At 41.0% G+C, this 12,992-nt stretch carries 10 protein-coding genes and 1 pseudogene; all 11 read left to right on the top strand.

All coding sequences use genetic code 11. The features are described 5' to 3' along the window. Positions 1 to 178 precede the first annotated feature (178 nt). Entirely contained in the window at positions 179 to 1,072 is an 894-nt protein-coding gene (locus AC0YNZ_RS30065; protein ID WP_475830070.1) for an ABC transporter permease, read from the top strand. Positions 1,073 to 1,088: 16 nt separating this feature from the next. Further along, a complete protein-coding gene (locus AC0YNZ_RS30060; RefSeq protein WP_475830054.1) occupies positions 1,089 to 1,970 on the top strand; it encodes a carbohydrate ABC transporter permease in 882 nt (293 codons plus the stop codon). A gap of 94 nt (positions 1,971 to 2,064) precedes the next feature. Beyond that, positions 2,065 to 3,618, top strand: coding sequence for an ABC transporter substrate-binding protein (locus tag AC0YNZ_RS30055; protein WP_475830069.1), 1,554 nt, complete (start codon positions 2,065 to 2,067; stop codon positions 3,616 to 3,618). A gap of 79 nt (positions 3,619 to 3,697) precedes the next feature. Beyond that, a complete protein-coding gene (locus AC0YNZ_RS30050) occupies positions 3,698 to 5,152 on the top strand; it encodes a glycoside hydrolase family 32 protein (protein WP_475830053.1) in 1,455 nt (484 codons plus the stop codon). A gap of 217 nt (positions 5,153 to 5,369) precedes the next feature. Then, positions 5,370 to 6,257 (top strand): ROK family protein, encoded by an 888-nt coding sequence (locus tag AC0YNZ_RS30045; protein WP_475830052.1) that lies wholly within the window; start codon positions 5,370 to 5,372, stop codon positions 6,255 to 6,257. Between the two features lie 19 nt (positions 6,258 to 6,276). Next, entirely contained in the window at positions 6,277 to 7,257 is a 981-nt protein-coding gene (locus AC0YNZ_RS30040; RefSeq protein ID WP_475830051.1) for an aldo/keto reductase, read from the top strand. 252 nt (positions 7,258 to 7,509) lie between these two features. After that, positions 7,510 to 9,321 (top strand): sensor histidine kinase, encoded by a 1,812-nt coding sequence (locus AC0YNZ_RS30035; RefSeq protein WP_475830050.1) that lies wholly within the window; start codon positions 7,510 to 7,512, stop codon positions 9,319 to 9,321. Next, positions 9,296 to 9,643, top strand: a complete 348-nt coding sequence (locus AC0YNZ_RS30030) for a response regulator (protein WP_475830049.1) — start codon at positions 9,296 to 9,298, stop codon at positions 9,641 to 9,643. Before AC0YNZ_RS30035 ends, AC0YNZ_RS30030 begins: the two co-directional genes overlap by 26 nt. A gap of 89 nt (positions 9,644 to 9,732) precedes the next feature. After that, positions 9,733 to 10,887 carry a helix-turn-helix domain-containing protein gene (locus AC0YNZ_RS30025; protein WP_475830048.1) on the top strand — a complete coding sequence of 385 codons (1,155 nt, stop codon included), beginning with the start codon at positions 9,733 to 9,735 and terminating at the stop codon, positions 10,885 to 10,887. Between the two features lie 46 nt (positions 10,888 to 10,933). Then, positions 10,934 to 12,262 carry an ABC transporter substrate-binding protein gene (locus AC0YNZ_RS30020; RefSeq protein ID WP_475830047.1) on the top strand — a complete coding sequence of 443 codons (1,329 nt, stop codon included), beginning with the start codon at positions 10,934 to 10,936 and terminating at the stop codon, positions 12,260 to 12,262. Between the two features lie 478 nt (positions 12,263 to 12,740). After that, positions 12,741 to 12,992, top strand: a pseudogene (locus AC0YNZ_RS30015) (ABC transporter substrate-binding protein); the annotation flags it as partial.

Genomic DNA, 12,992 nt, shown 5'->3' with positions numbered 1-12,992 from the left:
ACGTTTATTTGATAAATTGTATTTGCAGATGCGAATGTAAGCCCTTTCTAAAGGTGCGAATGTTTACTTTTCGTTTCTTTAAATGTTTAGAATGGGGGTAAAAGGAGTGCAAAAGGTATTGTCAAACCTGGGTGGTAAAAAAACCGGAATATGGAATCAAGGCAGTATTAAAGGTAACATGCAGTTCATAAAGAATAACTATTTTCTTTATTTGCTGATGGCGCCGGCTGTTATTCTTACACTTATCTTTAAATACGTACCGATGTACGGCGTAGTCATCGCGTTTAAAGATTACAGCTACAGCAAAGGAATTTTAGGGAGTGAATGGGTAGGGTTCAAATATTTCATGAAATTTTTAAATGCTCCCAATTTTGAACCAATTTTCTGGAACACGCTTAAATTAAGTGCCTATGGGCTTATCTTATCGTTTCCTATTCCGATCATATTGGCGCTTATGTTAAATCAATTGCGAAAAGTGGGCATTAAGAAAAATATTCAGTTAATCTTATACGCTCCGAATTTTATATCCGTAGTCGTTATTGTAGGTATGCTGTTTGTCTTTTTGTCTCCAACCGGGCCGATCAATAAAATCATTACTTTAACAACCGGTCATCCGATTACGTTTATGTCTGATCCGGAGTATTTCCGCAGCATCTATATTTTATCGGGAATTTGGCAAGCGGCCGGCTGGTCTTCGATTATCTTTGTAGCGGCATTGGCAGGCGTTGATCCAGAGCTCCATAATGCAGCGAACATTGACGGGGCAAATTTGCTGCAACGGATATGGCATATTGATTTGCCTACATTAAAACCGGTTATGGCTATCTTGTTTATTTTGTCTGCAGGGGGCATTATGGCAATTGGATTTGAGAAAGCATTTCTAATGCAAACCGCACTAAATTTGCCGACATCGGAAATCATAGCAACCTATGTGTATAAAGTGGGCTTAAAAGCAGGCGACTACTCTTACTCAGCAGCCATCGGTTTGTTTAATTCCGTAATTAATATTATTTTGCTTGTCCTAGTCAACTTCGTTGTAAAGAAATTAAACGAAGGCGACGGACTCTATTAAAGAAAGGAGTCGCTTTATGACTATTAAGCCTACGCGATTGGACCGCGTTGTTCTGACGATCACCTATATCTTATTAACACTTGCTGTATTGCTGGTGTTAGGTCCTTTGTTATACGTAGCCGCAGCGTCTTTCATGGAACCGACAGCATTGCTGAATAAAGGAATCTCTTTTAATCTCGCTGATTACAGCGTCGAAGGCTACAAGCTCATCTTGGGTAATGAGGCCATGCTGCGCGGATTTATGAACGCTATTTATTATTCGGCTGCATTTACAATCGTTACCGTGCTTATATCCGTATTTGCAGGATACCCGTTATCGATTGATGATTTTGTCGGGAAAAAATGGTTTATGTCCTTGTTTATCATCACCATGTTTTTTGGCGGGGGACTGATTCCCACATTCCTCGTGGTCAAGCAATTAGGCATGCTGAATACGGTTTGGGCGATCATTCTACCAACGGCGATCAATGTTTGGAACATTATTTTGGCAAGAACCTTTTTCAAAGGAATACCGAAAGAGCTGAAAGAAGCTGCTAAAGTTGATGGCGCATCCGAGCTGCTCATTTTTTTAAGAATCGTAATGCCGCTTTCTAAGCCAATCGTTTTCGTGCTGGCGCTCTATGCTTTCGTAGGTCAATGGAATTCCTACTTCGATGCTATGATCTATCTGGAAGACCAAAAATTATATCCGTTGCAGCTCGTACTTAGATCTATCCTCATTCAGAATCAAGTGGATCCGGGGATGATAACCGATCGTTTGGCCATGGCTGAAATGAAAAGGTTGTCTGAGATCATTAAATATGCATCCATCGTTATTTCAAGTCTGCCGTTGATCGTTATGTATCCGTTTTTCCAAAAGTATTTTGAGAAGGGTGTCATGGTCGGTTCATTAAAGTAATGAATCGATTGACATATAGAGAGCTAAAAAATGAGGAGGGTTTTGTTTGAAAAATTTAAAGAAAACAGCAGCAGTCATTTCTCTAGCGACAATTATGGCAGTTACAGGATGCAGCGGCAATTCGAATTCCAAAAATGCCGATTCTGCATCGGGCAACAGCGGTTCTAAGCCTACGCTTAATTTCATGACGCAAAGCAATGTATTGGCACCGGCGGATCCTAACGAAAAGCTTATTTTTAAACGTATGGAAGAGAAGACGGGCATTCATATCAATTGGAAAAACTACACAAACGATGTGTTTGTAGAAAAGAGAAATTTGGCGCTTGCTACAGGTGAGCTTCCGGATGCTATTTTTGATGCGGCTCTAGCCGACTTTGACTTATTGAAGCTGGCTAAGGACGGGACGATCATACCGCTTGACGATATGATTGAAAATCAAATGCCTAATTTCAAAAAGGTACTGGAGCAAGCGCCGCAATATAAAGCAATGATTACAGCGCCTGATGGTCACATTTATTCGCTGCCATGGATCGAGGAGCTGGGTGCTGACAAGGAAAGCATTCATACCGTTAACAATATTCCTTGGATTAATGTGGAATGGCTTAAGAAGCTTGGTTTGAAAATGCCAACGACTACTGAAGAGCTGAAGCAAGTGCTGATTGCCTTTAAAACAAAAGATCCAAATGGCAACGGAAAAGCCGACGAAATTCCATTGTCCTTTATCAACACGAATGGCGGCGGCGAAGATATCGGATTTTTATTCGGGTCGTTTGGTCCGGGACTAAACTGGGATATGACGCTTGTAAGCGACGACGGCAAAGTTAATTTTGCTGCGAATAATGATGGCTTCAAAGAAGGAGTCAAATATTTTAATGAGCTGTACAAAGAAGGTTTAATCGATGTCGAGTATATGACGCAGGACTGGAATACGTATATCGCGAAAGGCAAAGAAGATGTCTATGGGCTGTATTTCACTTGGGACAAAGCGAACGTTACCGGCGCGAACGATAAATATGAGCCAATGCCTGCGCTTGTTGGGCCGACTGGCTTGAAAAATGTAGCGAGAACGAACGGAATGGGCTTTGATCGCGGCAGAATGGTCGTAACAAAAGAAAACAAGGATCTTGAAGCCACTGCCAAATGGATGGATCAATTGTACGATCCGCTTCAATCGGTACAGAACAACTGGGGCACTTACGGAGATGATACGCAGCAAAATATTTTTGAATTCGATGAAAGCGCACAAATGCTCAAGCATTTGCCTCTGGAAGGTACGGCTCCAGGTGAATTGAGAGGTAAAACGAGCGTCGGCGGACCATTAGCTATTTTAGATTCTTATTACGGCAGCGTGACGACAAAACCGGATGATGCGGCTTGGAGACTGGACGTCCTGAAAAAAGTGTACGTACCTGATGTAAAAGCTAAAAATATTTATCCAAGAGTATTCTTCTCCTTGGAGGACGCAGAAAGACTGTCTGCCATTGAAGCGGATCTATTCCCTTATGTGCTTAGAAAACGTACGGAATGGACGGAGAACGGGAAAGTAGACCAAGAATGGGATGAATATTTGAAGGAATTGGATCGTCTAGGCTTGCAGGAATACCTGACTATCAAACAATCAGGCTATGACCGAAATGCAGGTAAATAAATAATAGATAAATGGGATGGAAGTATGCTCTAGCCACTAGAGCATACTTCATCATTATAGGATTAAGGGAGTGGAATACATGTCAACGATTACTTATAGAGAAAAATATCGTCCACAGTTTCATTTTACACCGCCTGCGAAGTGGATGAATGATCCGAACGGTATGGTGTATTTTGAAGGAGAATACCATTTGTTTTATCAATATCATCCTTATGGAACGATATGGGGACCTATGCATTGGGGTCATGCTGTAAGTAAAGACCTTGTTCATTGGGAGCATTTACCGATTGCGCTATCACCTGATGCAAACGGTCAGATTTTCTCGGGAAGTGCTGTGATTGACTGGAACAATACAGCAGGCTTTGGGGAAGAAACAATGGTTGCCATCTTCACGCATGCCGGGGACAATGGACAAGTCCAAAGTATTGCATACAGCCAAGATAAAGGTAGAAACTGGATCAAATATGAAGGAAACCCTGTTCTTAAGGAAGAAAGATTCGTCGATTTCCGGGATCCCAAAGTATTCTGGCATCAATCAACGGAGCAGTGGGTTATGATTTTGGCTTCGGGACAGACTGTTTGCATCTATCACTCACCCAATTTGAAGGATTGGACGTTCGCCAGTGAATTCGGACAAGGTATTGGCTCTCACGACGGGGTTTGGGAGTGTCCGGATTTATTCCCACTGCTCGTTGACGGCGATCCGTCGAAAACGAAGTGGGTAATGTTGGTCAGTATTGGTAACGACCCAGCGTTTCCAGAGGGTTCCAGAACCCAATACTTTACGGGGGGGTTCAACGGTCATACGTTCGTGAACGACGAAGCGTCCGAAGAAGTGCGTTGGTTGGATTACGGAAGAGACAATTACGCTGGTGTCAGTTGGTCGGATATTCCTGCGGAAGACGGTCGGCGTATTTATATCGGCTGGATGAGCAATTGGAAATACGCAAACGTAACGCCCACAGAAGGCTGGAGAAGCGCAATGACAATACCGAGGGAGCTTGCGTTAGAGTCCAGGAATGGTGAAATCGCGCTTATTCAACGACCTGTAAGGGAGCTGGACAAACTAAGGATGCCTGTGTTGTCCTTAAAGGATGTATCATCGGAAGAAGCGCAAGACCGATTGTCCGAACTGCAGATGGATAGTTTTGAGATGATTGCCGAGTTCGAAACGGGAACGAAGGAAGCCTTCGGTATTAAGGTACGTGCTTCGGCAAATGAGGAAACCGTCATCGGTTATCTTCCGGAGAGCTCCGAGTTATTTGTAGACCGTACCCAATCCGGACAAATCAATTTTCATGAGCAATTCGCCTGCAGACATTTAGCGAAGATTGAGGCCGTCAATAGCCGGTTACGACTTCATGTATTTGTGGACAGCTCCTCGCTTGAGGTCTTTGCTGATAATGGAAGAACCGTTATAACGGATTTGATATTCCCGGATCCCGATGCGAGTGGGTTAGAGATTTACGTCACTGGAGGAAGTATAAATCTCCATTCACTTGAAATATATACTTTACGTCCAAACAGCTTATAGTAATTTACCAGCAAGATTTCTAATAGGACTCTCTCGCAATTATAAATTTGGGGTGTTTCCCTTTTCCTCATCGAAAAGAGCGGAATGCCCTTTTATTATGCAAAAATAACGTAGGTGCATCATGAAAAAGAATGTTAAAGCGCTAGCTGCGTGCTTTCAAAAAGCAGTAGGTCGGGATGTAAGGAACGATGAAGGATTCAATGAGGAGGAATAGTGCATGCGTATTGGCGCAATTGAGGCGGGCGGTACTAAATTCGTCTGCGGGATCGGAAATGATGAAGGGGTAATCGAGGAGCGGGTAAGTTTTCCGACCGAACAACCGGAACGGACAATGGAAAACGTCATCGCTTATTTTCAAGACAAGCAGGTGGAGGCTATCGGGATTGGAACCTTTGGGCCTATCAATATCGATCCTGCCAGCTCCGAATATGGGTGCGTGACAACAACCCCTAAGCCAGGCTGGTCGGGCTATCCTTTTTTGGGGACGTTAAAGGAAAGGTTCGATGTACCATTTGGATGGGATACGGACGTGAACGCTGCGGCCTTCGGTGAAGCGACTTGGGGCGCTGCCAAAGGTTTGGACAGCTGCGTCTACTACACGGTCGGTACCGGGATTGGCGTAGGCGTATATGCGGAAGGGAAATTGGTTCACGGCCTTGTGCATCCGGAAGGCGGGCACGTTTTAATCAGACGCCATCCAAAAGACGAGTTCGAAGGGCTTTGCCCGTTTCATGGGGATTGTCTCGAAGGGATGGCCGCGGGGCCTACGCTTGAAAAGAGATGGGGCATAAAGGGGAGTGAGCTTTCCCAGGACCATCCGGCGTGGGAAATGGAAGCTTTTTATATCGGCCAGGCGGTAACAGGAGCAATTCTGATGCTTTCACCGAAGAAAATCATTTTAGGCGGCGGCGTCATGCATCAGGAGCAGCTGTTACCCTTGATACGCGCCGAAGTCCGGAAAAATCTCAATGGATACGTAAGTGCGACAGAAATTCTCACGAATATCGATAAATACATCGTGAAGCCCGGCTTAGGGGACAATGCAGGGTTAGCGGGAGCGCTGGCGCTAGGGCTAGAGGCGTTTATTATTTATAACCAAAAGTGATAAGGGAGGTAATTCTGCATTGCAATATACACGTTTAGGACGTTCAGGGTTAAAGGTAAGCAGGCTATGTTTGGGAACGATGAATTTCGGCCCGGTTACCGGTGAAAGAGAAGCATTTCAGATCATGGATGCTGCTTTGGATGCAGGGATCAACTTTTTCGATACGGCGAATCATTACGGCAGCTCAGGTCATAGCGGTGAGACGGAAGAAATCATTGGGCGCTGGTTTTCTCAAGGAGGAGGACGGAGGGAAAAGGTTGTATTGGCAACGAAAGTATATCAGCCAATGGATGATCCGAATGACGGGCCGAATAATGCAGGAGGGTTATCCAGCTATAAGCTTCGCCGGCATCTGGAAGGATCCCTTCGCCGTTTGCAGACGGATCATATTGAACTTTATCAGATGCACCACATTGATCGGAACGTAACCTGGGAGGAATTGTGGGGTGGCTTTGAGTCTCTTATCGGGCAGGGAAAAATCGGCTATGCCGGCTCGAGTAATTTCGCTGGTTGGCATCTTGCACAGGCACAGGCAGCAGCTAAGGAGCGCCGCTTCCTTGGGCTAATATCAGAGCAGCATAAGTATAATCTGATGTGCCGATTACCGGAATTGGAGATTCTTCCTTCGGCTCGTCATTTTGGAATCGGGATACTTCCTTGGAGCCCGTTAGCAGGTGGTCTCCTTGGCGGATTCGCCTTGCAAGCACGTCAAGGAGTCAGATCTCAAGAGCAGCAAAAAAAGATTGAACAGATTCGGGTTCAGCTTGAAGCTTTCCATGCGTTATGCAATGAACTAGAGGAAGACCCTGCTAATATCGCATTGGCTTGGCTGTTATCTAACCCGGCAGTAACATCGCCAGTCATTGGTCCACGTAATTTGGAACAATTTCAGAATGCCTTGCGAGTTATAGACATTATTCTAGATGATACTGTACTGAACAGGTTAGATGAAATTTTTCCGGGTCCGGGTGGAAAGGCTCCGGAAGCTTATGCGTGGTGATGTATATCTGGTTTGAACAGGTAGCGGTTCGAGCCCGTTATGCTCCATAGAAAACAAAGCACACATAACGTTTGAGTCATGGGTGCTTTGTTTTCTTGTTTATGGGACCAGGGGAACACTCTTTACTAGGAAGACACCCTCGAAGATGAGGGGCGTCAAGAGATAGGATTATTCCCTTGGTAGACACCGTTTACCTTATTAAAGGATATGTTGAAGGGCTGTTCAGGTATCGTTTTTTTGGGGGGTGGTTTAATGTTTTTTTCAATACGAAATCGTTTATTTCTCATTTCCACATTTTTGTTAACGATTCCATTCATTATTTTATCTATTATTATTCCAAGTTGGTTTACAACAATTATTGAAGAGCAGACCCAGGAGATAACTGTAGAATTGATGGACCAATACTCCCTTTATATTGAATCAATCACTACACAGGCACAGGATCTAGGGAAGCAGGTACTTGTTAATCAAACTACCCAACAGTGGTTGAAGTTAGAAAAAGACTATTCTGATACTCCGAAAGAACAGACTATGTTAATGAAAAATCAACTTAGAATGCTGCTATCTTCAATCATGATTAATAATTCAAATGCTATGTCCATTTCAGTCTTTCTTAATGATGGTGCCGGGACTTGGGGGGATAATCCCTCCCTGCAGGAAAGGAATTGGTTTAAAGACTTTACAGAAAATGGACAACGCTTTGTAAAGTCGCATATAGATCCTTATCAGCAGTCTCAAATACGCGAAAGTAATATTAATAGCTATATTTTGCCCCTTTTTGATATGAATACGTTTGTTTTAAGTGGGATTATAAAGGTTAATTTCCCAACAGTTTTGCTTGAAACGGCTCTAAATAAGATCACGATTGGACAAAATGGTCGTACGTATTTGATAGATAAGCAAGGAGCCAACGTTTTGCAGGGGCAGATCTACACTCCTAAAAGGGTATTAGAACAAAGTCTGCCCAAAATAAAAAATGAGAGTAATCAAAAAGGGTTAATAGAAACGGATTATAATGGAGAGAGATATTTCATTTTTTTTCAAAAGTTATCAGTGGGAGATTGGATTCTAATCAGTGAAGTGACAGAGTCTGACTTATTCTTTAAAGTTAACCAACTGCAACGTAACTTGCTATTCACTAGCGCCATCGTTTTTTTGTTAACGATTGTAGCTTCTTACATGCTTTCTTCCAATATTGTAAATCCTTTAGGAAAACTTGCAAGAGCTATGCGATTTATTGAACGTGGAGATTTTTCTGGTGCCAAACGATTTATGCCAACAATTAAATCTCATAACAATGAAGTTGGTTATGTAATTAAAGTATTCAATCATACCATTGAACAATTGAAGAGCTTAATTCAAACAGAGTATGAAGCAAATATATGTCGAAAAGATGCTGAATACAAAGCCTTGTTATTACAAATCAACCCCCACTTTTTGAACAATACTCTGGAGATCGTTGGGGGATTAGCCCTTCAAGGGAAAAATAAAGAGGTAATGAATGTAAGTATTTACTTAGGTAGAATGATGAGATATTCCTTGAATATACAAAGTGACGTAGTGACATTAGGTGAAGAATTAAACTATATTCGCAGTTACACAGACATACTAAAGGTAAGATATGAAGACACCATCACTATTATAATTGATGAGGATCCCGAAACAAAAACGGTTCCAATTATAAAATTCATTTTACAGCCACTCGTGGAAAATGCGGTGAAATATAGTTCTTTAGAAAAGAAATATGCCGAAATATATATCAAAACCGAAAAAGTTAGAAATCAGGTATTTATTGTTGTAGAAGATAATGGTATAGGAATGTCTGAAGAAGTTATTTTTAACTTAAACTTACTAAACCAAGAGAAGTATGATGAAACATATAACGTATTAGAGAGTAAAGGAAATAGCATTGGGCTTAGAAATGTGCTTGGGCGATTAAAGCTTTATTACGGTCAAAACTTTTCGTATCAGATTGAATCTGAAAAGAAAGTAGGAACAAGGATTACATTTTGTATAAATTTTTACAGAGGTGATATACATGATGAAGGTCATAATCACGGATGATGAGATTCAAGTTCGTAAAGGCTTACGTATGAAAGTGGATTGGGAAGAAGAAGGGTTTCAAATTATTGAAGAGGCTTCTAATGGCCAAGAGGCATTTGAGTTACTACAAAATATAAATGTCGATCTGGTTATTACGGATATGAGAATGCCAATTATGGATGGCATTGAATTGGCTAAACGTTGTCATCAAGTATTTCCGAATGTGAAAGTAATTGTATTATCGGGTTATTCTGATTTTGAATATGTGCGAAATTCGATGAGGGAAGGGGTTAAAGACTATTTGTTAAAACCGATTGCACCCGACGAATTAGTAAAGTATTAAGAAAAGTTCGTAAAGAAGTTGAGGATGAGAAGAGCAAACAAGTTGAATCAGATCGGATAAGTCGGCTTGCTCACTCCCACTTACAAGAAGTGCAAGAACAATATTTACTGCAATTAGTAAAAGAGGGATGGTTAAAGCAAAATATGGTGACAGAGAGGCTGCGTCAGCTACAGTTAGACGATCTTGCAAATGAGAATGTTAAAGTACAATTTGTGACAGTAGAAATTAGGGAATATGATAACAATTCGAATAGATTAAAGGAACTCTGGCTCCCTTTTCAAATGTTATGCAAAGAAATAGCAAAAGAGCATACAGGAACTCATTCCTTTTTTGATCCATGTTATTCAAATATGATTCAATTTTTACAACTTATAGATTCAGAACGGCCCAATAGCACTTCCAATATAGTTGAAAAAGTTCAACAAAACGTGAATACTTTCTTAAATTTAGAAACAGTAATAGGAATCGGAAATATTGTCAGAGGTCTTACAGAGTTTAAGACGGGTTATATTTCAAGTTTGCTTTCTTGGAGTCAAAGTCAACTAGGCCCCCAATCACAAATTATCGATGGGACAGTATTAAAAGAAGATATATTTGAGTTTTCACCTGATTTTGAGAGAAAGTTAACAAATGCTATTGAAAATGTAGATTTTGAGGCGTTTAAAGGAAACCTTAACGTGGTGTTGGGGGTAACTGGAAATCAATCGATTTTGTCCTTTTCATTTGTTGCCAATCGAGTGTTATTTCTGTTAGGTTCATTGGCTAAAAAATACGATATCGAAACGAAAGACATCCAAGAAACGATTTGGAATTGCCAGCAGAGTATCTGGGAGCTCAATTCTCAACGTAAAGTTATTGAGTATCTCGTTCAATTAGCGAAGCTAATTATTGAAAAGGTACGTATGGGACGTTTTTCTAACGGGAAATTAATCATAGATAGTATTATTCATTACTTGAACCAGAATTATGCAATTGAAATTTCTCTTACCTCCTTGTCAGAATTGTTTCATATAAATAGTGCTTATTTATCAGAAACGTTTAAAAATCATGTTGGGCAGAATTTTAGCGATTATCTTGTTAACCTGCGAATGGATAAAGCTCAACATTTTCTTAAAGATAGACAGCTTAAAATAATTGACGTAGCCAACTTGGTTGGCTTTTCTAACTCAGGTTATTTTAGTACAGTATTTAAAAAACATTTTGGTCAAACACCTGTTGAATTTCGTAATTCGGCAAATTCATAAGTGAAAGCGTTTAAATAATACTCAATTTGGAAAGAAGAGAATGTAGATGAAAAAATGGTTAACTTTAATTATTTTTGCAATTATTTTATTTTGCATTGCAGGGTATGCGTTGTCTATTTTAAATACATTCTCTAGCGACCGTGAGGATAAAGGGGAAGAAACGAATGTTGCAGACCCAATACAACTGACATTCTGGCGAAATTACGGGAACCCGGCGGAAAATTATGCATATGAAGAATTAGTTTCTGATTTTGAAGCAACCCACCCCAATATTGAAATTAATATGCACTCCATACCCTATCATGAATATGAAATATGGCTGCGCACGGCATTTGCTGCTGGAACCCCCCCGGATATTACAACTATTGATAGTCCTAACTTGGCTCTTTATGCAAACGCAGGATCGCTATTATCCTTAGATCATTACATGAGAAAAGAAGGAAATATCGATGATATCCCTGAATCTACACTAAATGGATTGAGCTTTCAAGGTGAAATTTTTCTTGCTCCTGTCGTAGAATCCAGTATGGCCTTATTCTATAACAAACGTCTTTTTAAAGAGGCCGGCGTCCCTTTTCCGTCAGAAGATCCCAATAAACCCATGACATGGGACGAGGTGCTGAAGGCTGCCCAAAAAATAAATAATCCCGAGAAGGAAGTGTATGGGATTGATCCAGCACAGGGGTTTGGTGTTGGAGAAGCTCCAGCTTATTTTAAAATGCCGCTCCTTTGGCAGTTCGGTGCGAATGTTTTAAGTCCTGATGGAACTTCTGCAAGTGGGTATTTAGATTCAAAAGAATCGTTAGAGGCATTACAATTTTATCAAGATTTATATCATAAGAATGGGGTTGCCGCGGTTGAATTACCGCCAGAGCCCTTTGAATCGGGAAAGCTTGCTATGACTGTGCTTGGCTCATGGACAGCATTAGAAAAATATCATCCGAATTTCAAGCTGGGAAAGGATTTTGGAGTTGCTCCTTTGCCAAAAGCCAAGGTTCAGGTTGTTCCAAACGGGGGATGGGCACTCGGAATCTCATCAAAATCTAAATTTCCAAACGAAGCCTGGAAGTTTATTCAATATGTTACAAGCTACGAAGGAATTAAAAAATATGTAGAAATAACAGGTGATATTCCTGCTCGATATTCTGTAGCCAGAGATTTACCTGAATTTAATGAATATCCTAAAAATATATTTATACAACAAGCACAACATTATTCAAAGAACCGCCCGGTTACACCAGCTTACCCTGTTATAAGCGATGCAATTAAAACATTATTTGAGGAAGTTGGAATTGGTGGAAAAGATGTAAAGGCTTCAGCGAAGGAAGCGGTGGAAAAAATTAATACGGGTTTGAAAGAAATACAGAGACCTTGAAATAGGCAATCCTCTAGTTAAGTAACTAGGGGATTTTTTGTCTAATCATATTTGTAATCGGTTCCAAGTCCCGAAAATTTTAAACACCCTCAACTAAAAATATTAAACTCTTACCTCTAGAGGTTTTGTTATAGTAACAACAGGATGTACCTTTTTAAATGACAATGAAAGGGGTGATGCCGAAGAGTGTGAACTGCCTTACATAAGAGCTAACGTTTAGGGGGACTTTCTTCTAAAATTCAAAGGGAGTGGTTGATCAAATATCAAAGCGATATAAAAAGGAACGAGTGTAAACAACGGCTTAGTCCACGGCGAATGGTAGCAGCCTAGATGTTCACACACGTATTTTGTCATGCTTAAAAATAAAGTAACTTTTTTAAGCAAAGCCTCTTATTTATTGTGCAAGAAATGAAACTCTTATTCAAGTACAGAGAGGTTCTAAACGCAAGGAACTCATAAATCTGGAGGTTGTTAATCGATGAAATCATATAAAATGCTTGTTTTTCTAATGCTTTCCCTGTTTCTGGTGCTAACCGCTTGCTCCGGCAACAGCGCGAATAAAGGCTCAAACAGCGCGACTGGTACGGAAACGTCGGGGAACACCGCGAAAGATCAACCCGAAGAGAAGAAGCTTAAAATCGGTTTAACGGTTCCGACGCTTGGCAACCCGTTCTTCGTAGCGATGTCCAAAGGCGCGCAAGAAGTAGCTGCAAAATACAATGCCGAAGTA

It is taken from the genome of Paenibacillus sp. J2L1-98, assembly GCF_056269405.1.
Note: the sequence above shows the minus strand (reverse complement) of the source record. Positions and strands in the feature narration are given on the sequence as shown.

Coding starts and splice junctions, on each gene's coding strand:
- AC0YNZ_RS30060 (WP_475830054.1), top strand. CDS start 1,089: ATGACTATTAAGCCTACGCGATTGGACCGCGTTGTTCTGACGATCACC.
- AC0YNZ_RS30055 (WP_475830069.1), top strand. CDS start 2,065: ATGGCAGTTACAGGATGCAGCGGCAATTCGAATTCCAAAAATGCCGAT.
- AC0YNZ_RS30045 (WP_475830052.1), top strand. CDS start 5,370: ATGCGTATTGGCGCAATTGAGGCGGGCGGTACTAAATTCGTCTGCGGG.
- AC0YNZ_RS30050 (WP_475830053.1), top strand. CDS start 3,698: ATGTCAACGATTACTTATAGAGAAAAATATCGTCCACAGTTTCATTTT.
- AC0YNZ_RS30020 (WP_475830047.1), top strand. CDS start 10,934: ATGAAAAAATGGTTAACTTTAATTATTTTTGCAATTATTTTATTTTGC.
- AC0YNZ_RS30030 (WP_475830049.1), top strand. CDS start 9,296: ATGATGAAGGTCATAATCACGGATGATGAGATTCAAGTTCGTAAAGGC.
- AC0YNZ_RS30035 (WP_475830050.1), top strand. CDS start 7,510: ATGTTTTTTTCAATACGAAATCGTTTATTTCTCATTTCCACATTTTTG.
- AC0YNZ_RS30065 (WP_475830070.1), top strand. CDS start 179: ATGCAGTTCATAAAGAATAACTATTTTCTTTATTTGCTGATGGCGCCG.